The organism is Mesorhizobium sp. LNJC391B00 (assembly GCF_000502535.1).
Classification (GTDB): Bacteria; Pseudomonadota; Alphaproteobacteria; order Rhizobiales; family Rhizobiaceae; genus Mesorhizobium.
Genome location: NZ_AYWI01000006.1, coordinates 212,973 through 232,749 on the forward strand (window position 1 = coordinate 212,973; position 19,777 = coordinate 232,749).

The following is a 19,777-nucleotide window of genomic DNA, read 5'->3' on the forward strand; positions in this document are numbered from 1 at the left end:
CCCATCCGCGGCGGCCGCCACAGACGCGCGGCTTGACCGGTTTGTGAGTTTAACCAATGCCGATTTCCGTCAAGGAGTGGCGACTGGCGTCCAGATCACGTCATCGATCCTCGTCGCGCCCGTTGCCAGCATCACCAGCCGGTCGAAGCCAAGCGCCGAGCCGCTGGCTTGCGGCATGATGGCGAGGGCGGCGAGAAAATCCTCATCCAGCGGATAGCGCTCGCCATAGACGCGCTCCTTCTCGTCCATCTCGGCGGCAAAGCGCCGGCGCTGCTCGGCCGGATCGGTCAGTTCGCCAAAAGCATTGGCGAGCTCGACGCCGCAGCAATAGAGCTCGAAGCGCTCGGCCACGCGCTGGTCCTCCGCGCTCGGCCGGGCGAGCGCCGCTTCCGAGATCGGATAGCCGTACAAGATGGTGACCCGCCCCTGCCCCAGCACCGGTTCGACCTTCTCGACCATTACCCGGCTGAACAAATCGGCCCAGTTGTCATCGTCGGCCGTGCGCAGGCCGGCCTTGACCAGAGCATCATGAAGTGCGGCGCGGTCTGTGCCGCCATCGGCAGAAACGGTGGCAAGAAGATCGATGCCGGCGTAACGCGCAAAAGCTTCCGCCACGCTCACGCGTTCCGGTTCGGCGAACGGATCGGCCTCGCGGCCGCGAAAGCGGAAGGTTTTGGCGCCGGCCCGCTCAGCCGCGAGCTTCAGCAGTTCGGCGCAATCAGCCATCAGGCTCTCATAGGTTTCGCCGACTCGGTACCATTCGAGCATGGTGAACTCCGGGTGATGCAAAGGACCGCGCTCGCGGTTGCGCCAGACGGCGCCCAGGCTGAAGATGCGCCGTTCGCCGGCGGCAAGCAGCTTCTTGCAGGCGAATTCCGGTGAGGTGTGGAGGTAAAGCGGCCGGCGCGCACCGTCGGCGCCGATAGCCTCGGTGGCAAAGGCGGAGAGATGCGCCTCATTGCCCGGTGATATCTGCAGCGCCGCCGTCTCGACCTCGATGAAGTCGCGCTCGCCAAACCAGCTGCGCATTGCGGCAGCTATGGCGTTACGCGCCATCAGCCGCGGCCGGCGGTCGGCGTGAACATCCGGCGTCCACCAGGGCGAAGCGCCAGTCATGGGTTTGCCGGGCAACGGAATTGCTGACAGGGCTGGCGGTTCGGGCCAAGATGCGCTACGGCGACGGCTCTCGCAGCCGATTTGCGCCGAACGATCGTTTCAGGCCAACGAAGTCTAGGATTGAAAACCGTGGTGAAGGTCATCGCCAGTTCGCTCCGTAAAGGCAATGTCGTCGACAAGGACGGCAAGCTTTACGTGATCCTCTTTGCCGAAAACATCCACCCTGGCAAGGGTACGCCGGTCACCCAGCTCGACATGCGCCGCATCTCCGACGGGGTGAAGGTTTCGGAGCGCTACCGCACCACCGAGCAGGTCGAGCGCGCCTATGTCGAGGAGCGCGAGCACACCTTCCTCTACGCCGACGCCGAGGGGTATCACTTCATGAACCCGGAAAGCTACGACCAGGTCGCGGTGCCGGAAAGCGTGGTCGGCGACATGGCGCCCTACCTGCTCGAAGGCATGGCGGTGCAGATTTCGCAGTTCAACGGCATCGCCATAGCCCTGGTGCTGCCGCAGCGCGCTACTTTCGAAGTGGTCGAGACGGAGCCGACGACCAAAGGCCAGACGGCGTCGTCGTCATACAAGCCGGCCGTGCTTTCCAACGGCGTGCGCACGCTGGTGCCGCCGCACATCGCGCCGGGTACCCGCGTGGTGGTGATGACGGCCGATGGCGCTTATGTGGAGCGGGCGAAGGACTGAGGCGCGAGCGCCTCCGTCCTGGTTGATCCGTTGCATTGCCTTCTGCGGCCGCTGGCTCGATAGTCCTGCCGATGTGGCAGACCTTTGTGACCTACTGGCCTCTGATCCTTGTGATCATTCCGATGCTGATGGCCGCCATCGGCATCGTCCACGCAATCATGACCAAGGAAGACGTGCGCGCCGCCACCGGCTGGGTCGGCGTGATGATCTTGTCGCCGTTCCTTGGCGCGATCATCTATGCCATTGCCGGCATCAACCGCATCCGCCGCGCCACCATCAGCGCCATGCGGCCCGTCGCCGGTGAAGCCGAGACAGCCAAACACGACCACGACATTGCGCTCGAAGCACTCATTTCAGCCGAATTCGGCCAGCGCTTTGCCGGCCTGAAGACGCTAGGCGACAGGGTGGCGCGGCGCGCACTGACGTCGGCAAACGCGATCACGATCCTCAGGACCGGCGACGAAGCTTACGCAGCAATGTGCCGGGCGATAGACAGTGCACAGCGCAGCATTCTGCTCGAGACCTACATCTTCGACAATGACGAGATCGGACGACGTTTTGTCGGATCGCTGGCCGGAGCGGTCCGGCGCGGTGTGACGGTTCGCGTGCTGATCGATGCGGTGGGCGTGCGCTATTCCGTGCCCAGCATTCTTGGGACACTCCGGGAAGCCGGCGTCACCGTCGATCTGTTCAACGGCAACATCGTCATGGGCCTGAGACTTCCCTATGCGAATTTGAGGACGCACAGGAAAATCCTGATCGTCGACGGTGTGGTGGCGTTCACGGGAGGCATGAACATCCGCAAGGGATTCTCGGCCGAATTCGCCGGCAGCGCCAGTTCGGCGGATACGCATTTCCAGGTCACGGGGCCCGTCGTGGCCGACCTGTTCGCGGTTGCCGCCGAAGACTGGCGTTTTGCCGGCAACGAGGCCCTCAAGGACGAGGTCTGGCACGTGGAAAAGCCCTCGCCGCCTCCCGGTCAGCCGATCCTGGTGCGGGCGGTGGCGTCGGGGCCGGACGCCAGCATCGAAACCAACCACAAATTGCTGACGGGGGCATTTTCCGTCGCCCGCAAATCGATCCGCATCATGTCGCCCTATTTCCTGCCGGACCGGGAATTTGTCAGCGCGCTGGTCACGGCTGCCCGGCGCGGCGTCGAGATCGACATCGTCGTGCCCGCGGTCAACAATCTCTTCCTGGTCGGCCGCGCCATGACGGCGCAGTACGACCAGGTGCTGAAGCACTATTGCCGCGTCTGGCGTCATGAAGGGTCATTCGACCATTCGAAGCTGTTGTCGGTCGATGGCGTCTGGGCCTATGTCGGCTCTTCCAACCTCGACGCCCGGTCGCTGCGGCTGAATTTCGAAATCGACCTGGAGGTGCTGGATACCGGCTTTGCCGCCGAGATCGAAGGGCGCATCGGAGCGGCAATCGCTTCCGCCAAACCCGTCACACTCGCAACCTTGAAAGCGCGGCCATTTCTCATCCGGGTTTTTGACCGGTTGTTATGGCTGGGATCGCCCTATCTCTAATGCATACCGCCTCGAAGTGGTCCCGGTTGTGAGAGAACGATATGCATAGAACAAAGAATCAGGACATCGAATAGCAGGCCTATGGACATAAACGGACGCAGCCTTCCTGAAACCGTGCTCCTGTCGATCCGCGGCAGGAAAGCGCGCAAGGCGAACGCGACGCCGCGCAAGCACATTGAAGGCGCCCAGATGGTGGTCGCCTCCTACAACGTCCACAAATGCATCGGCACCGACCGCAGGTTCGACCCCGAACGCACCGCCCGCGTCATCCGCGAGATCGGCCCCGACGTCATCGCGCTGCAGGAGGCCGACAACCGCTTCGGCGATCGCGCCGGGCTGCTCGATCTTGCCCGGATCGAACACGAAACCGGGCTTGTGCCGGTGCCGGTTTCCGGAAGCGGCAAGGGCCATGGCTGGCGCGGCAATGTGCTTTTGTTCAAGCGCGGCACCGTGCGCGACGTCCATCAGATCAAGCTTCCGGGACTGGAGCCCCGCGGCGCGCTGGTTGCCGAGATCGACCTCGACGAAACGCGCACTCTGCGCGTCATCGCCGCGCATCTCGGCCTGTTGCGCCGCTCGCGTTCGGAGCAGGCCCGCGTCGTGCTCGACATCATGAGCAACCAGGATGAAAGGCCGACCCTGCTGCTCGGCGACCTCAACGAATGGCGGCTGGGCAACCGCTCGGCGCTCAAGACGCTGCACGCCACCTTTGGTTTCACGCCGGCGGCGGTGCCGACTTTTCCCTCAGGCCTGCCGGTGCTGGCGCTCGACCGGATCATGGCCAACCGGCACGGCATGGTCTCGTCGGTGGAAGCCCATGATACGCCGCTGTCGCGGGTTGCGTCGGATCATTTGCCGCTGACGGCGTTTGTCAGCCTCTAACTCATCCGTCCCGCAGCCAGACCAGCATCTCTCCGGGTTCGCGGTTGTCCCAGGCAAAGTACGGGACAGCGGTGATTTTCGTTTCGCTCACCGCCGGCGGATCGGTGCGATAGAGCCCGGTTTCCCAGTTTTCCTGGACTTCCTTGCTGGCAAGTGCCGAAAGCGTGACGATGCCGCCGAGCAGGTTCGGCTCGGCATGCGCCTCGATTTTTGCCGTTCGCGGCAGAGCGATCCGATGCAACTGGCCGGCATTGTCGGTCTCCTCGACGCAATAGATCAGCGGACCGCGCGCAAGTGCGACGCGGCCGATGTCCTGACGCACCTCCGGATTGGCGAACAGACGGGCGATCGACATTTCGAGATCGAGTTCGACCCGGTCGCCCTGGCGCCACTCGCGCCGGATCGCGGCATAGCCGTCGCTGGTGATGCCGTCCAGATCGACCGCGGCGCCGTTGACCTTGAGCGCCGCCTTGCCGCACCAGGAGGGGACGCGCAGGTGCAAGGTGAACTCGACCGGCGCGTCGGCTTCGATCCGGATAGAGACCGCGCCATCCCAAGGATAATTGCTGGTCTGAATCAGACTGACCGCCCGGTTCGATATGTCGAAGCGCGCGGTGCTGTCGCCGTAGAGATGAACGGCCAGCGCATCATCCGACAGGGAGTAGAAATAGCTGCCGATGGAGGCGACCATGCGGCCGATATTGGGCGGGCAACAGGGGCAGCGATGCCATTTCCAGCGATTGTGCCTGCCCCGGCTCTCCAACGGGTTCTCGTAGAAGAACAGCGAGCCGTCGAGCGACAGGCCGGAGATCGAGCCGTTGTAGAGTGCCCGCTCCATCATGTCGGCGTAGCGGGCGTTGGGACCCATGCCGAGCATGCGGCTGGCCCAGAACACGAGGCCGACCGAGGCACAGGTCTCGGCATAGGCGGTTTCGTTGGGCAGGTCGTAGTCGCTGGTAAAGCCCTCATTGTGCGCCGATGGCCCGAGGCCGCCGGTGATATAGAGGTTTTTGGTGGTGAGATCGTTCCACAGACGGTCGAGCGCTACCCTGAGCGTGTCGTCGCCATATTCGGTGGCGATGTCGGCCATGCCGGAATAGAGGTACATCGCCCTGACCGCATGGCCGACGACCTTGTCCTGCTCGCGCACCGGCTTGTGCGACTGGTTGTACTCATAAGTCTTGAAATGATAGGCCTTCGGGTCGGCGCCGCGCGCACGCGCCTCCTCGTCGAAATAATGCGGCTGTTGCCCGCGCTGGTCGATGAAATACCTGGCCAGGTCCATGTATTTCTGCTCGCCGGTCGCCCGCGCCAGCTTGACCAGCGCCAGCTCGATCTCCTCATGGCCGCAATAGCCCTTCTTCTTGCCCGGCTCCGGGCCGAAGGTGTCGGCGATATGGTCGACATAGCGGCACATGATATCCAGCAGCTTGCGCTTGCCGGTGGCCTGGTAGTAGGCGACCGCGCCTTCGATCAGATGGCCGGCGCAATAGAGCTCGTGGCAATCGCGCAGATTGGTCCAGCGCTTGCCGGGCTGGATGCGCTGGTACCAGCTGGAGAGATAACCGTCTTCCTGCTGCAGTCTGCCGTAGAGGTCGATGACGGCATCGATCTTCGTCTCGAGTGCCGCGTTCTTGCGCCGGTAGAGCGAATAGGCCGCGGTTTCGATGGTCTTGCCCCAATCGGAGTCCCAGAACATCTGCGTCGTCACCGTCGAGCCGGTGAAGCCGGGGCTGGCAGCCTCGTCGGGCGACGGCGAATGGAACGGAATGACGACGCCCGGCGAGGGCCGGTCCGGGTCGATCTGCTCCAGCATGCGCGCCTCGACGCAGCGCTCGTAGAGGATGTCGGCGGTGCGCGACGCCACGGCATCGACACGGTCGCCCCAGAAGCCGCGGACATCGACCTGCGGCACCGGCAGTGGGCGGAAGGCGAGTTTGCCGGGCTTGGCGGATGGTTGAACGGTCATCGTGTCACTCCGTTGGATATTGGTCATTTCACGGCGGGTCATTTCACCGCGCCGGCCATCAGGCCGCGGATGTAGAAGCGCTGCAGCAACAGGAAGAGCACCAGGCACGGCACCATCATCACGGTGACGCCGGCCTGCACCGCGCCCCAGTCGATGGCGCCGAAGCGACCGGACTGAAGTGCGGTCATCATGATCGGCAGCGTGAATTTGGACTGGTCGGTCATCAGCACGAGTGCTGCCAGGAACTCGTTCCAGGCGCCGAGGAAGGCGAACAGCGCGATGGTGACGATGCCCGGCCAGACCAGCGGCAACATCACCTTCAACAGCATGGTGACGTTGTTGGCGCCGTCCATGCGCGCGGCTTCCTCGATCTCGCGCGGCACCGCGTCGAAGGCGTTGCGCATCATGAAGATCGAGAACGGCAGCTGCAGCGTGGTGTAGACCAGGACCAGCCCGGTCAGCGTGTTGTGCAGGCCGACCTTGGTCAGCACCAGGAAGATCGGCGTCAGGATCGACTGGAACGGGATCATGATCGTCGACAGGATGACGATGAACAGCGTGTCCTTCATGGGAAAGCGGAAGCGCGAAAAGCCGTAGCCGGCGAGCACGCTGACGATGACCGACAGGATCACCGTCATCGACGCGACATAGAGGCTGTTTTGCGCCGGCAGCCAGAGGCCGTCGCCAAAGGTGTTGAGCGTGCGGTAGTTCTCGACCGAAAACCCTGTCGTCGGCCATGGCGGCAGCGGCGGCTGGCGCGCCTCCTGCGCCGGCTTGAAGGTCGACAGCACGGCCCAGACGATCGGCGCGATGAACAGCGCGGACGCGATCATGCCGGTCGAATGCTCGGCGATCCTGAGCCAGAGGCGGCTGCTGCGGCTTCTTGCCTGCGCCATCAGTCGATGCCCTCCGGCTTGCGCAGTAGCCACAGCTGAACCAGGCTGAGCGCCACCAGTATGGCCAGCAGGATCATCGACAAAGCTGCGCCATAGCCGAGCTTGAACGAGACGAAAGACTGGTTGAAGATCCAGTAGACGGCGGTCAGCGTCTGGTTGCGCGGGCCGCCGCGCAGGATGATGTAGAACTGGTCGAAGGCGAGGATCGAACCGGCGATCGACAGGATCAGCGCCAGCGCCAGCGTGCGGCGCATCAGCGGCAGGGTGATGGCGCGAAAGCGCGCGAACGGCCCTGCCCCGTCGATCATCGCGGCTTCCTGCAGGTCGGTCGGGATCGACTGCAGGCCGGTCATCAGGATGATCATGGTGAAGCCCGCCACCTTCCAGACGACCATGGCGATGATCGACCAGAAGGCCGGCTGGAAGGTCGCCAGCAGGTTGAACTTTTTCGCCGTCAGGCCGAGGTCGTAGGCGGCAGGGCTGAACAGGCCGGAATCGACATTGAGCAGCCACGACCACAGCAGGCTGGCCGAGGCGAAGCCGACGACCGCCGGCATGAAGAAGGATGTCCGGTAAAAGCCGGTCAGCCGCCTGGGCTTTTCGATGAACAGCGCCAGCGGAAAGGCGACGGCGAAGATCACGATGGTGACGATCACGGTGTAGTAGGCGGTGAAGCTCAGCGCGTTCCAAAAACGGTTGTCGCGCAGGATCGCCCGGTAATTGTCGAAACCGATGTAAAAATGCTCGCCCATCAGCGGCCAGTTGTGCAGCGACATCCAGGCCGTCATGCCGAGCGGGATGATGAAGAATACGACGACCAGCGCCACGGCCGGCGCGACATAGAGCAGGCCGATCCACTGCCGGCGGCCGGCGCCGACCAGTTTTCTGGCGCGTGGCGGGGTGGTGGTGGTGGCGGTCATTTACCCTCCCCACAAGTGGGAGGGTAAGGAGCGCCGGCCGCCCGTCCAGGGAGACGGATCGGGCGGCCGGATCAGGACCTGCGACGGCAGGGGCGTCATGCGCCCTCGCCGCCGGCCAGTCCTTATTTCTGCGCCTGGTCGATGATCGACTGCATGGTCTCTTGTGCATTGGCGATGGCGCCATCGACGTCGTCGCCGAAGACGACCTCGTTGATCATCTGCGTCCACGGACCGTTGGCCGAGTTGATCAGGTCGTTGAACACCACGGAATAGGGCGTGCGGCCCTTGGCCATGGCTTCGGCGGCGATCTGGTAGCGCGGATCGAGATCTTTCAGCGCTTCCTTGGCGATGTCGCCGCGCACCGGCAGGCTGCCGTATTTGGCCAGGATGGTCTGGCCTTCGAGCGAATAGGCGAAGTCGAGAAACTCCTTCACCACGGCGAGCTTCTTGGTGCCCTTGGTGACGACGAAATTGTCGCCGCCGGCAAACGAAGACCAGCCGCTGTCCTTGCCCGGCAGGAAGGTGACGCCATAGTCGATGTCCGGATACTGCGTGTTGAGCGCGCCGATGGCGAAGGCGCCGGACGGCGAAATGCCGATATTGCCGGTGGCGAAGGCGGCAAAGAAATTGGCGCCGGTGTCGGTCTGCGCGCCGGCCGGCACCAGATCCTTCTTGACCATCGAGCGGTAGAGGTCGATGGCGCCACGCAGCTGCGGGCTGTCCAGCGTCGCCTTGGAGCCGTCCTCGCTCAAAATGTCGCCGCCAGAGGCCCAGATCAGCGGCGTGAAGGTGAAGATGTTGCAGCCGCCGCAATTGCCGGAGAAATAAAAGCCCTTGATGTCGCCGCCGAGCGCGTTGACCTTTTCGGCATCGGCCTCGATCTCGGCCCAGTTGGCCGGCCCCTTGTCGGGATCGAGCCCCGCCTGCTTGAACAGCTTCTTGTTCCAGATCAGCACCGAGGCGTCGGCCGAGAACGGCAGCCCGTAAATGTGGTCCTTGTAGGTGCCGGTCTTGACATGCGCCGGCGACAGGCTGGCGAAATAGGGCAGCGATTTCGCCCAGTCGGTAATGTCCTCGAGCTGGCCGGCGGCGGCAAAGGACGGCGTGTAGATCAGGTCGAGCGACAGCGCGTCGGGCGCCGTGCCGCCGGCGGCGGCGGCGCCATATTTCGGGATGATCTCGGCATTGGGAATGATGTCCAGCTTGACCTGGTTCTCATGGCCCTTGTTGAAGGCATCGACGATGCGCGGCATGAAGTTCGAGCCGTCGGCGCGAACCCAGATGTTGGCGGTGTCGGCGGCCATTGCAGGCAAGGCAATGATGCTCGCGGCGAGCGCGAAACCGGTAATCATGGTCTTCATGGTTTTCCTCCTCATGGTTTTCTCCTCCTCCCTGTTGCGGCGCAGATCGCGCCGCGCGTTCTCCTAGCCGTCCGGCGGACGGCCGCATGACTGACGCACCACCAGCCGGCACGGCAGTTTTCGAATGCCCGGCGCGGCGGGTTGGCCGCCGACGAGCGAAAGCAGTGTGAGGCCGGCCTCGCGGCCGAGCGCTGCCAGGTTCATGTCGACCGAGGTCAGCGGCGGGCGGGTCGCCTCGGCCACGATCTCCCAATTGTCGAAGCCGATGACGCCGACATCGCCAGGCACGCCTAAGCCGCGCTCGCGCAGCGCATCGATCACGCCGCGCGCGATCTGGTCGTTGCCGCAGAACACGGCGTCGGGTTTCTCCCCGTTGTTGTTGAAGAGCGTTGGGCCGTCGAACAGCTTTCCGACGGCTTCATGCCCCCAGGCTTCCGACCACGAGCCGAGCAAGGGCTCGGTCACCGGCAGGCCGTGCGCGGCCAGCACATCGCGAAAAGCCTGTGCCCGCTCATTCACCACGGCAAAACTGGCGGGACCGCTGACATGGGCGATGCGCCGCCGCCCGAGGCGGCAAAAATGCTCGACCGCCAGCCGCGCCCCGCCGGCATCGTCGGAGACGAAGGCGACGGCATCGGGATCGGGCTGGCTGAAGGCGTAGATGACGGGCACGCCGAGATTGGCGAGGTCGACCGGCAAGTGGCGGTCGATGCGCTTGCCGCTGGCGATGATGCCGTCGATGCGCTTGTCCAGCATCGCCTCGACATGCAGCTGCGCCAGCCGCGGATCGTCCTCGACATTGCACATGAACACCGACACGCCGGCATCGACCAGCGCATCGGAAATGCCCGACATGACCGGCAGCGAAAAGCGGCCATAGGTATCGTTGGTCAGCAAGCCGACGGTAAAGGAGCGCCGCCGAAGCAGGCTCTGCGCCAGGCTGTTGGGGCGAAAGCCGAGCCGCTGCGCCGTCTCGCGAATGCGCTGCCGCGTCTCGGCAGTCATCCGCCCCTGCCCGTTCAGCGCCTTGGAGGCCGTGGCCACGCTGACGCCAGCCATCGCCGCGACTTCACGCAGGGTGACGGGGGTCTTGGCGGGTGGCGGCGAGGTGTCGGAGGGCATTGGTCGGGTGTAAGTCCTCGGGTTGAGAAAAGGTTTTCTCTTATAGCCCTATCAGACGCCAGCTGGTGATCTCGGCGCGTACGGAGCGATCTGGGAAAAGGTTTTCTCAAATTAGATTAGGGGAAGGATAGGGGGATGGCAAGGGGGACAACTGGGAGCTCGGCGAGATCGAGGCGGTGCTGCTCGACCAGCCCGAGATCGCCCAGGCCGCCGTCACCACCTGGGAGATCGAACCCGGTCGCGTCGAACTGGTTGCCTATTACGCGCTTAAAACCGGCGTAGCGGCGATTTCCCGAGGGGATCTCGCCCAGACGATGAAGCGGCGGCTGCCCGACTACATGGTGCCCGGCTATCTGGAGGAACTGCCTGCCATCCCGATGACCGTCTCCAACAAGGTAGACCTGCGCCAACTGCCGAAGCCGACGAGCGTCCGGCTTTCGGCCGATCGCACGATGGTGCCGCCCGGCAATGAGGACGAGCGATTCCTGGCGGAAGCGCTGGCCACGGTGCTGAAATTCGACGCGGTGTCGGTCGAGGATCACTTCTTCGACGATCTCGGCGCCAACTCCTTGCTGATGGCGCATTTCTGCGCGCGCGTGCGCACCAGGAAGGAATGGGCGACGACGTCGATGCGCGACATCTACCTCTATCCCACGGTGGCGCGCCTGGCGCTGCATCTGGGGGTAGCGGAGGAGATGACGACGGCAACCAACGAGCCGGTCCTCACCCGCCGGGCCTCGAACTTCGCCTACTGGACCTGCGGCGCGGCGCAGCTTTCGTTCTACGGCCTCTACAGCTACGTGGCGCTCTGGGCGATCAATGACGGCCTCAACTGGATGTATGACGCGCTCGACGATCCGCTGCAGCTCTATATCCGGTGCGTGGCGCTCTCGGCCGCCGTGTTCTTCGGCATGTCGGGCTTTGCCGTCCTGGCGAAATGGGTGCTCATCGGCCGGTGGAAGGCCGAGGCGTTTCCGGTCTGGGGCGTGCGCTACTTCCGCTTCTGGGTGGTCAAGACATTGATCCGAACCGCGCCCGTCGTGCTGTTCCGCGGCAGCCCGCTCTACAGCCTCTATCTGCAGCTGCTCGGCACCAAGCTCGGGAAAAACGCCGTCATCGAATCGAAGTCCGTGCCCGTCTGCACGGATCTTATTTCCATCGGCGCCAACACCATCCTGCGCAAGGAATCGATGATCCTCGGCTTCAGGGCCCAGTCCGGTTATATCCACACCGGGCCGCTGACCATCGGCCGCGATGCTTTCGTCGGCGTCGGCTCCACGCTCGACATCGACACCAGGATCGGCAACGGCGCCCAGCTCGGCCATTCGTCCTCGCTGCATCGCGGGCAAAGCATTCCCGACGGCGAGCACTGGCATGGATCGCCGGCGGTGCCGACCACGGCGGACTATTGCAAGGTGCGCAATGTCAATCCTTACCAGGTCCGGCGCTTCCTCTATGAAGCGCTGCAGCTGGTCGGCCTGTTTGGCCTCGTCACCCCGCTGCCGCTCCTGTTCCACAGCTACTGGGAATATGTCGGCGACGACTATCAGGAGACGATCGGCCTTGTCGCGATCGGCACCACGGTCACGCTTTTCGGCTATATCGCGGCGGCTTTCCTGGCAGCGACGCTGGTGCCGCGCCTGACGAGCCTGATATTGAAGCCGGGCCGCACCTACACGCTTTACGGTTTCCGCTACTGGCTGCAGACCGTCGCCGAATTCGCCAGCAATTCCCGCGTGCTCGGGCTCCTGGCCGGCGACAGCTCGGCAATCGTGCACTACATGCGCGCCATCGGCTGGAACCTCAACAGAGTGGTGCAGACCGGCTCCAATTTCGGCTCCAACCAGCAGCACGAAAACCCGCTTCTGTGCGAGATCGGCACCGAGACCATGGTCTCGGACGGGCTGTTCATGATCAACATGCACAAATCCGCCTCGGCCTTCAGGCTCGAGCCGACGCGCATCGGCGAACGCAACTATCTCGGCAACAACATCTATTATCCGCCGGACGGCCGCACCGGCGACAACGTGCTGCTCGGCACCAAGGTGATGATCCCCATCGATGGGCCGGTGCGCGAGAATGTCGGCCTTCTCGGTTCGCCTGCGTTTGAAATCCCGCGCATGGTGAACCGCGACAAGGAGCTTATCGCCGGCGTCGACGAGGCCGACCGGCGCCGGCGCATCCCGCACAAGAACCGCCACAACCTGGTGACCATTCTTCTGTTCCTGGCAACGCAATGGGTCATGCTGTTCGTCACGCTGGCGATCTGGGACCGGGCGCTAAACTACTATACGGAATGGGCGGAGGTCGCCCTGTTCGCCGCCGTGCTTTTGACCTCGGCGATCACCATTCCGTTCTACATTCTGGTCGAGCGGGCAAGCCTTGGCTTTGGCCGGTTAAAGCCGCAGATGACGACGATCTACGACGTCGCCTTCTGGCGCCACGAACGCCACTGGAAGCTGGCGGATTCGCCGATCGTGCGCCTGTTCGCCGGCACGCCGTTCCGGCCGATGATCCTGCGCCTGCTCGGCGTCAAGGTCGGCAGCCGGGTCTATGATGGCGGCAGCAACCTGACCGAGCGCTCGCTGGTCGAGATCGGCGACGACGTCACGCTCAACGAGGGCTGCGTCATTCAGGCCCACTCGCTGGAAGAAGGCGCGTTCAAGTCCGATTTCATCCGCATCGGCGATGGTTGCACGCTCGGACCTTCCGCCTTTGTCCACTACGGCGTGGTGATGGGCAAAGGCTCGATGGTCGACGCGGACTCCTTCGTGATGAAGGGCGAAGAGCTGGAGCCCAACTCGATCTGGCGGGGCAACCCGGCCAAGCTGCATCGCTTCGTCGAGCCGGTGCCGGAGGATGGCGTCAAGGCAACGGCTTGATGAGCGCAGACATCCGCCTCGTTTCGGTGACTGCGGCCAACCGGGCTGTGGTCGCGGCCCTGGAGCTGGCCCCGGATCAGATGGATTTCGTCGCCAGCAATGCGGAGTCGCTGGACGAAGCCGAAACCGACGGGGACGCTCGGCCGCGCGTCGTCATGACAGGGGATCGCGTCGTCGGTTTCCTGATGTACGAGGCGCCGCAGGACGACGACGAGGCGCGGATCTACCGCTTCATGATCGGTCGCGTCCATCAGGGCCAAGGCTACGGCAAGGCCGCTTTGCGCGAAGTGCTGGATGAAATCATGCGGCTCGGCCACATCAGCCACGTTTCGATCTGCTACGAACCTGGGAATGAAGCGGCACGCCGCCTCTATCGCGCTGCCGGTTTCGTCGAAGAAGGGCCCGACGAGGACGGGGAAATGATCGCCGACCTCGCTCTGCGGGGCGAACAGCCATGACGCGCCCGCCCGATGCCGATGCCAGCCTGTCGGCGCATCTGCTGGCGGCGATGGCCGCCATGACGCCGGCCGGCGTTCGGATCGGATGCCGCACGATCCGCGAAGGCGATGAGAACCATTTGCTGCCGCAGGAAGCACGCTCCATCCCGTCACGCCTGCCGCTGATGCGGCGGGCGAGTGGCGCGGCGCGGTGGATCGCGCACGAGTTGCTGGCGGATATGGGCTTGAACGACGTCGCTATCCTCCGCGGCTCCTCCGGCGCACCGGTATGGCCTCATGGAGTAACGGGGTCGCTGGCTCACGACGACGAGATAGCCGTGGCGGCCGTCGCGCCGCTCTCCCACGTCGCCTCGCTCGGCATCGATATCGAGCCCGCTTTGCCCCTGCCCGACGACATCTTCGCGCTGGTTGCAGTCCCCGCTGACCGGATCGACGCAACCGACTCGTGTCTTGCCGGTCGCATCCTTTTTGCCGCCAAGGAAGCTGTCTACAAGGCCGCCTACCCGCTTGATCGCGAAGTGCTGGGCTATGAGGACATCACCGTCGATCTCGACGCAAGCGACGCTGTGACGAAGACGGGCCGCAGAGCGAGACTGGTTTACTGCGTTGCTCCGTGTGTGGTCGTTCTGGCGTTTGTCGATGGTGTCCGAAGCGCCCCCCTTTAAGCGCGATGGGCCAGCGCCCGACAGCAACGCCTGCTCAACAAAGCGCTTTTTTTCGCAGAGCGGTCGCAAAAGGCTCACACGGTTCGTCCTTTGACAGAAGAAGGAGAGCGCCATGAGAAACCTTATTATCACCGAGTCAGCATCGATGGCATCGCCGAGGTCGAGAAGCTGCCCAGCGTGACCTGGAACGATGAGATGCAAAGGTTCAAGGAGGACGAGCTTGCCGACAGCGGGGCCATGCTTCTGGGGCGCACGACCTACGAGATTTTTGCCGGCTCTTGGCCCAAGGAAACCGGAGACTTCGCCGACCGGTTCAATGCGCTGCCGAAATATGTCGCGTCGACAAGCCCGAAGGCACTCGACTGGAAACCGGCCGAGTTGCTGAAGGGTGCGTTGCCGGAAGCGGTTCGGGCGCTGAAGCAAGGCAGCGGCGGCAACATCTATGTGCATGGCAGCCTGAGCGTCGCGCGGGAATTGCTGCGCCATGGTCTGGTCGATCGCGTCAGGCTGCTGAGCTACCCTGGCTCCGTCGGGGAGGGCAAGAAGCTGTTCCCGCCCGATATGCCGGTGGCGTTGGAGCCGATCTCGACCGTACAGTTCAGCAATGGCGTGGGTGGCGCTGGAATATGCGGCTGGGAGGGTGTGAGACGCTGGTGGGGTAATCTCCCCTTGAGGGGAGATGTCGCCGAAGGCGACAGAGGCGGTCGGTCCGTCCTGACGCAACCTCCTATCGACAGTAGGAGGTCTAGCTTCACGCGAGACGACCCCGTCTGGCCTGCCGGCCATCTCCCCCTCGAGGGGGGAGATCGGCAGCTCACCCTGCTTTCTTCCCCCGCTTGCCCTTGGCACGCGCCTCGACCACTCTTTCCACCTCCCGCTTCAGTTCGTCCTTGACCTCCTGCGTCTCGGCCAGCAGCGTGTCGATCTTCATGAAATCGAGCACGCGGTATTTCGACACCGGCGGGCGGATCAGTATGTCGGGGGGGCGCTGGTTCAGCTTGTGGGCGATGATCGACTGCATCATCAATTGCGTGGCGCCATACATCAGGTCGACCGTGGTCGGGTGCTTGCGCTCGGCCTCGCTAGGCGCGCCGACGACGTCGATGGCGATGATGATGTCGGCGGCGTTTTCGATGAGGTCGAACGGCACCGGATTGTAGATGCCGCCGTCGATCAGCACGCGGTCGTCGCGCGTCACCGGGCGGAACACCGCGGGAATGGCAGCCGAGGCGGCGAGCGCCGAATGCAGGTCGCCCTCGTCGAAGACGGCCAGCTTGTGACCGAAATAGTCCGTCGCCGTCACCTTGAGCGGAATCATCAGCTCGGCGAAGGTTTCCGGGATGGCTTCCGGCAGGAACGCCTTCAAGATGCGCTCTATGTTGAACTGGCTCACGCGGATGCCGCCCTGCATCGCCTCGGCGATGGTGCCGGGACGCGAGCGCCACATGCGCGCCGCCACCTCGGCGCGGCGGCCGAGGATCGAGCGGGCGTAGTCCTCGATGTCCTTGCCGCTCATGCCCGAGGCCATGCCGGCGCCCATGATGGCGCCGATCGAGGAGCCGGCGATGGCCACCGGCTTGATGCCGAGCTCGTCCAGCGCCTCGACGATGTGGATATGGGCGAGGCCGCGCGCGCCGCCGCCGCCAAAGGCGATACCGAAAGTCGGACCTGTCATTTGGCCTCCAGCTTCGGCCCGATGCTCATGATCGCGGGCGCCGGCGTCAGCAGCTTCTTCGCCGCTGCCTTGACCTGATCGAGCGTCACGCCGTTGATGAGCGCCGCGCGGCGCTGCACGTAGTCGATGCCGAGATTGTCGAGCTGCAATTCCACCAGGGTCGCGGCAATGGCGCTGGAAGAATCCAGATTGCTGATAGCATAGGAGCCGACCATGTATTTCTTGGTCGCGTCCAGCTCGGCCTCGGTCGGCCCCTCCTGCGCCATCTTCTTGACCACCTCCTTGACGATGGCGAGCGTCTCGGCGGCGCGGTCGGAACGCGTCGCCGTGGTGATGATCAGCGCATTGGAATGCTGGTGGTCGACCAGGTTGGAATCGACGGAGTAGGCCAAGCCGCGCTTTTCCCGCACCTCGTCATAGAGGCGCGAGGTGAAGGTGCCGCCGCCGAGAATCTGGTTCATCAGCACCGCGGGGAAGAAATCCGGCGCATCGCGCTTCACACCGGGGTAGGCAAACTGCAGCGAGGTCTGCGGCAGGTCGTAGTCGACCTCGAGCTGCTGGCCGAGCTTCAGCTCCGTATCGGCAACCGGTTGCAGCACCTGCTTTTCCGGCAGATCGCCGAAGACCTCATCGAGCTTCCGTTTCAGCGTCGCGGCATCTATGTCGCCGACCACCGCAACATGCAGGCCGCTGCGGGCGAAATTGGCCTTGTGGAAGGCAGCCAGATCCGCTGCCGTGATGGTGGCGATGCTGTCCTTGGTGCCCTGGTCGGGCCTGGAATACGGATGTTCGCCATAGATCGCGCGCAGCCATTTGGTTTGCGCGACGGTGTTGGGGTCACGCTCATTGGCGATGATGCCGGACAGGATCTGGGCGCGGATGCGGTCGATCGGCGCCTGGTCGAAGCGCGGGCTGGTGACCGCCAGCCTGAGCAGGTCGAAGGCCGCATCCTTCTGCTCGGCCAGCATCCGCATCGCGCCATAGGTGCCGTCGCGCGCCGCTTCGAAGCCCATCTCTGCGCCGGCATCGTCAAGCTTGATCTGGAAGGCCTCGCTGTCGAGGTCGCCGGCGCCCTCGTCGAACAGGCCGGTCATCAGATTGACCAACCCTTCCCGCCCCGCCGGATCCTGCGTCGAGCCGCCATCGAAGACGAAGCGGATGGCGATGATCGGAATGGAGTGGTCCTCGACCAGCCAGGCATTGACGCCCTTTGACGAGGTCACCGGTTGGATGTCCATCGCGTGCGCGGCAAGCGCCGGCAGGATGAGGAAGAAGATGCCGAGGAACAGTGTGGCGAGGGCGTGGAGAACCGCGATGCGCCTATGAGTAATCGCATCAGGCCATTGATCGCCAAGGTCAGCTCCGCCCCTCATCCCGCTGCCGGGCACTTCTCCCCGTATAGTGACGGGGAGAAGGGGTCTCGCCGCGACGCTGGCGCTCTTCTTACGACGCTGATGGTTGGCGAAATCGACGATGACAGCGCCCCTCTCCCCGTCACTATAGGGGGAGAGGATGCCGGCAGGCAGGTGAGGGACAGCGCTAACGCTCAATCTCGTCATCATCAATTCCCCGCCTGTTGCTGCGGCAAGAGATAGCCGGTCGTCGTACGATCGAGCAGCAGATAGCGTGCGGCGACCGCCTTGATCTCATCGGCGGTGACCTTGCGAATGCGGTCCGGCCATTCCTCGATATCCCTGACGTTGCCGCCGGTGGCGAGCTCGGCGCCGTAGAGATTGGCCATCTCGTCCTGCTTGTCGCGGGCGAAGATCATGGCCCTGATATAGCGGGCCTTGGCCTTCTCCAGCTCGTCCGCGGTGACGCCGTCCTTGACGATGCGGGCGATCTCGGCCTCGACGGCCGCCTCGACGTCGCTCAGCTTGGCGTCGCCGCGCGGCGCGCCATAGACGGTGAAATTGGTGGCGTCGAGCATCGTACCCTGGAAGAAGGCGCCGGTCGCCGATGCGATGCCTTGCTTGACCACGAGTTGCTGGTAGAGCCTGCTGCGGCTGCCGCCGCCAAGGATCTCTCCCAGCAGGTCGAGCGCCTCGGCCTCGCCGGGTTTTGCCGTGTGGTAGGACGGAACCACCCATTGCGTCGAAAAGCTCGGCACCGAAACGCGCCCATCGGTGAGCGTCACCGTGCGCTTGGTGTTCTGCTCCGGCTCGACCGGGCGGATGCGCGGGGGCAGGTCGGGACCGCGCGCGACCTTGCCATAGGTTTTTTCGGCCAGCGCCTTCACGACCTCCGGCTCGACATCGCCGGCCACGATCAGCACCGCATTATTGGGGCGGTAGTATTTGTCATAGAAGGCAACCGCATCGGTGCGGTTCAACTGCTCCATCTCCTGCATCCAGCCGATCACCGGAATGCGGTAGGGCTGGTTCTGCCAGAGCGTCGCGTCGACCTCTTCGTCGAGCACCGCCTGCGGATTGCTGTCGATGCGCGCGCGGCGCTCTTCCAGGATCACGTCGCGCTCGGTCTTGATGACCTCGTCGGTCAAGATGAGGTTGCGCATGCGATCGGCCTCGAAGCTCATCATCTCACCAAGTGCCGAGGGCGCCACCGTCTCGTGGAAGGCAGTGTAGTCATATGAGGTGAAGGCGTTGTTGGAGCCGCCGATGGCCGATATGGCGCGGTCGAACTCGCCCGCGGCGTGGTTGGTCGTGGCCTTGAACATCAGGTGTTCGAAGAAGTGCGCTATGCCGGACTTGCCTGGCGGCTCGTCGGCGCTGCCGATCTTGTACCACACCATATGGGTGACGATGGGGGCGCGATGATCGGGAATGACCACCACCTCCATGCCATTGTCGAGCAGGAAGTTGGCCACCTTGCCATCATCCGCGGCCAGGGCCGGGCCGGCCATGGTCAGCGCGGTGGCGAGCAAGGCTCTCCGCAGCCATTCAGTATGAAATGTCATTGATGGCTCCGGTTGTTATCGCGCGACGATAGGCAAGGTTAGCCGCGGAGGCAAAGTGAATTGTGCGTCATTTTGAAGGCGCCGATCGCCCCACCCTTACGCAAGCTCGATGAACCGGACCACCGTCTCGCCGTAGTTTCGTTCATCAACCACCGAGAATTCCGGCCCAATCTCGAAGGGCGCCGAGGCGGCTTCCTCGACCACGCAGAGCGCGCCGGGCAGCAACCAGCCGCCATCCCTGGCCGAGCGCAGGGCGCGCTCGCCAAGGCCCTTGCCATAGGGCGGATCGGCGAAGACCAGGCCGAATGCCGCAAGCGTACCGGCCTCACCCAGGGCGGTCGCGTCGCGGCGGAAGATCTTGGTGCGGCCGGTAAGGCCAAAAGCTTCGACATTGGTGCGGATCAGGCCGCGCCCTTCGGCCGATTCTTCGATAAAGACGCCATAGGAAGCGCCGCGCGACAGCGCTTCGAGGCCGAGAGCGCCGGTGCCGGCGAAAAGGTCGAGCACACGCGCGCCGTCGAGCTTGTCGGCAAAGCGGTGCGCCAACACGTTGAAGACGGCCTCGCGGGCGCGGTCGGTCGTCGGGCGGATGGCATGGTCGCGCGGCGTCGCCAGCGGACGCCCGCGAAATTGGCCGCCGACGATTCTCATTTATGCCCGGGTCTCATTTAAGGCCAGATCTC

The 19,777-nt window shown here is 64.1% G+C and carries 16 protein-coding genes and 1 pseudogene; 7 read left to right on the plus strand and 10 right to left on the minus strand.

Features of this window, described 5'->3' with window-relative positions:
• Positions 1-69: 69 nt before the first annotated feature.
• A complete protein-coding gene (epmA, locus tag X750_RS148615) occupies positions 70-1,116 on the minus strand; it encodes an EF-P lysine aminoacylase EpmA (protein ID WP_023747737.1) in 1,047 nt (348 codons plus the stop codon).
• 129 nt (positions 1,117-1,245) lie between these two features.
• Here epmA and efp point away from each other — a divergent pair, with 129 nt between their 5' ends.
• From efp to X750_RS148600, 3 genes are all read left to right on the plus strand, one after another.
• Positions 1,246-1,815, plus strand: coding sequence for an elongation factor P (gene efp, locus X750_RS148610; protein ID WP_023682947.1), 570 nt, complete (start codon positions 1,246-1,248; stop codon positions 1,813-1,815).
• 71 nt (positions 1,816-1,886) lie between these two features.
• Positions 1,887-3,347 (plus strand): phospholipase D-like domain-containing protein, encoded by a 1,461-nt coding sequence (locus X750_RS148605; RefSeq protein ID WP_023747738.1) that lies wholly within the window; start codon positions 1,887-1,889, stop codon positions 3,345-3,347.
• An 81-nt stretch (positions 3,348-3,428) separates the two neighbouring features.
• Positions 3,429-4,229 (plus strand): endonuclease/exonuclease/phosphatase family protein, encoded by an 801-nt coding sequence (locus X750_RS148600; protein WP_023671569.1) that lies wholly within the window; start codon positions 3,429-3,431, stop codon positions 4,227-4,229.
• 1 nt (position 4,230) lies between these two features.
• Here the strand turns inward: X750_RS148600 and X750_RS148595 are convergent, their stop codons facing one another.
• From X750_RS148595 to X750_RS148575, 5 genes are all read right to left on the minus strand, one after another.
• Entirely contained in the window at positions 4,231-6,198 is a 1,968-nt protein-coding gene (locus X750_RS148595; protein ID WP_023747739.1) for a glycoside hydrolase family 127 protein, read from the minus strand.
• A gap of 38 nt (positions 6,199-6,236) precedes the next feature.
• A complete protein-coding gene (locus X750_RS148590) occupies positions 6,237-7,094 on the minus strand; it encodes a carbohydrate ABC transporter permease (protein ID WP_023734238.1) in 858 nt (285 codons plus the stop codon).
• Positions 7,094-8,014, minus strand: coding sequence for a sugar ABC transporter permease (locus X750_RS148585; RefSeq protein ID WP_023747740.1), 921 nt, complete (start codon positions 8,012-8,014; stop codon positions 7,094-7,096). Before X750_RS148585 ends, X750_RS148590 begins: the two co-directional genes overlap by 1 nt.
• Positions 8,015-8,136: 122 nt before the next feature.
• Complete coding sequence (locus X750_RS148580; protein ID WP_023715223.1) at positions 8,137-9,375, minus strand: sugar ABC transporter substrate-binding protein; 1,239 nt, start codon at positions 9,373-9,375, stop codon at positions 8,137-8,139.
• 63 nt (positions 9,376-9,438) lie between these two features.
• Entirely contained in the window at positions 9,439-10,497 is a 1,059-nt protein-coding gene (locus X750_RS148575) for a LacI family DNA-binding transcriptional regulator (RefSeq protein WP_023747741.1), read from the minus strand.
• Between the two features lie 155 nt (positions 10,498-10,652).
• Here X750_RS148575 and X750_RS01000000163065 point away from each other — a divergent pair.
• The 4 genes and pseudogenes from X750_RS01000000163065 to X750_RS148560 all read left to right on the plus strand — a co-directional run.
• A pseudogene (locus tag X750_RS01000000163065) lies at positions 10,653-13,379 on the plus strand (Pls/PosA family non-ribosomal peptide synthetase); the annotation flags it as partial.
• Positions 13,379-13,837, plus strand: a complete 459-nt coding sequence (locus tag X750_RS148570; RefSeq protein WP_023682965.1) for a GNAT family N-acetyltransferase — start codon at positions 13,379-13,381, stop codon at positions 13,835-13,837. The pseudogene X750_RS01000000163065 and the gene X750_RS148570, both read left to right, overlap by 1 nt.
• Complete coding sequence (locus X750_RS148565) at positions 13,834-14,502, plus strand: 4'-phosphopantetheinyl transferase superfamily protein (RefSeq protein WP_023747742.1); 669 nt, start codon at positions 13,834-13,836, stop codon at positions 14,500-14,502. The genes X750_RS148570 and X750_RS148565 overlap by 4 nt, the downstream gene beginning before the upstream one ends.
• Positions 14,503-14,592: 90 nt before the next feature.
• Positions 14,593-15,396 (plus strand): dihydrofolate reductase family protein, encoded by an 804-nt coding sequence (locus tag X750_RS148560; protein WP_023747743.1) that lies wholly within the window; start codon positions 14,593-14,595, stop codon positions 15,394-15,396.
• Here X750_RS148560 and X750_RS148555 read toward each other — a convergent pair.
• From X750_RS148555 to rsmD, 4 genes are all read right to left on the minus strand, one after another.
• A complete protein-coding gene (locus tag X750_RS148555; protein WP_023671547.1) occupies positions 15,317-16,177 on the minus strand; it encodes a patatin-like phospholipase family protein in 861 nt (286 codons plus the stop codon). The genes X750_RS148560 and X750_RS148555 overlap by 80 nt on opposite strands.
• Positions 16,174-17,550: a pitrilysin family protein gene (locus X750_RS148550; RefSeq protein WP_023671546.1), complete on the minus strand. Its 1,377-nt coding sequence runs from the start codon at positions 17,548-17,550 to the stop codon at positions 16,174-16,176. The genes X750_RS148555 and X750_RS148550 overlap by 4 nt, the downstream gene beginning before the upstream one ends.
• A gap of 188 nt (positions 17,551-17,738) precedes the next feature.
• The gene (locus X750_RS148545) at positions 17,739-19,094 is read right to left on the minus strand and encodes a pitrilysin family protein (protein ID WP_023747744.1); all 1,356 of its coding nucleotides are present in this window, start codon (positions 19,092-19,094) and stop codon (positions 17,739-17,741) included.
• A gap of 96 nt (positions 19,095-19,190) precedes the next feature.
• Positions 19,191-19,745: a 16S rRNA (guanine(966)-N(2))-methyltransferase RsmD gene (gene rsmD / locus X750_RS148540; protein ID WP_023671544.1), complete on the minus strand. Its 555-nt coding sequence runs from the start codon at positions 19,743-19,745 to the stop codon at positions 19,191-19,193.
• Between the last annotated feature and the right edge of the window lie 32 nt (positions 19,746-19,777).

Excerpts from the sequence above, each read along its gene's own strand:
- epmA (WP_023747737.1), bottom strand. The coding sequence starts at position 1,116 with ATGACTGGCGCTTCGCCCTGGTGGACGCCGGATGTTCACGCCGACCGC.
- X750_RS148605 (WP_023747738.1), top strand. The coding sequence starts at position 1,887 with ATGTGGCAGACCTTTGTGACCTACTGGCCTCTGATCCTTGTGATCATT.
- X750_RS148600 (WP_023671569.1), top strand. The coding sequence starts at position 3,429 with ATGGACATAAACGGACGCAGCCTTCCTGAAACCGTGCTCCTGTCGATC.
- X750_RS148595 (WP_023747739.1), bottom strand. The coding sequence starts at position 6,198 with ATGACCGTTCAACCATCCGCCAAGCCCGGCAAACTCGCCTTCCGCCCA.
- X750_RS148590 (WP_023734238.1), bottom strand. The coding sequence starts at position 7,094 with ATGGCGCAGGCAAGAAGCCGCAGCAGCCGCCTCTGGCTCAGGATCGCC.
- X750_RS148585 (WP_023747740.1), bottom strand. The coding sequence starts at position 8,014 with ATGACCGCCACCACCACCACCCCGCCACGCGCCAGAAAACTGGTCGGC.
- X750_RS148580 (WP_023715223.1), bottom strand. The coding sequence starts at position 9,375 with ATGAAGACCATGATTACCGGTTTCGCGCTCGCCGCGAGCATCATTGCC.
- X750_RS148575 (WP_023747741.1), bottom strand. The coding sequence starts at position 10,497 with ATGCCCTCCGACACCTCGCCGCCACCCGCCAAGACCCCCGTCACCCTG.
- X750_RS148570 (WP_023682965.1), top strand. The coding sequence starts at position 13,379 with ATGAGCGCAGACATCCGCCTCGTTTCGGTGACTGCGGCCAACCGGGCT.
- X750_RS148565 (WP_023747742.1), top strand. The coding sequence starts at position 13,834 with ATGACGCGCCCGCCCGATGCCGATGCCAGCCTGTCGGCGCATCTGCTG.
- X750_RS148555 (WP_023671547.1), bottom strand. The coding sequence starts at position 16,177 with ATGACAGGTCCGACTTTCGGTATCGCCTTTGGCGGCGGCGGCGCGCGC.
- X750_RS148550 (WP_023671546.1), bottom strand. The coding sequence starts at position 17,550 with ATGAGGGGCGGAGCTGACCTTGGCGATCAATGGCCTGATGCGATTACT.
- X750_RS148545 (WP_023747744.1), bottom strand. The coding sequence starts at position 19,094 with ATGACATTTCATACTGAATGGCTGCGGAGAGCCTTGCTCGCCACCGCG.
- rsmD (WP_023671544.1), bottom strand. The coding sequence starts at position 19,745 with ATGAGAATCGTCGGCGGCCAATTTCGCGGGCGTCCGCTGGCGACGCCG.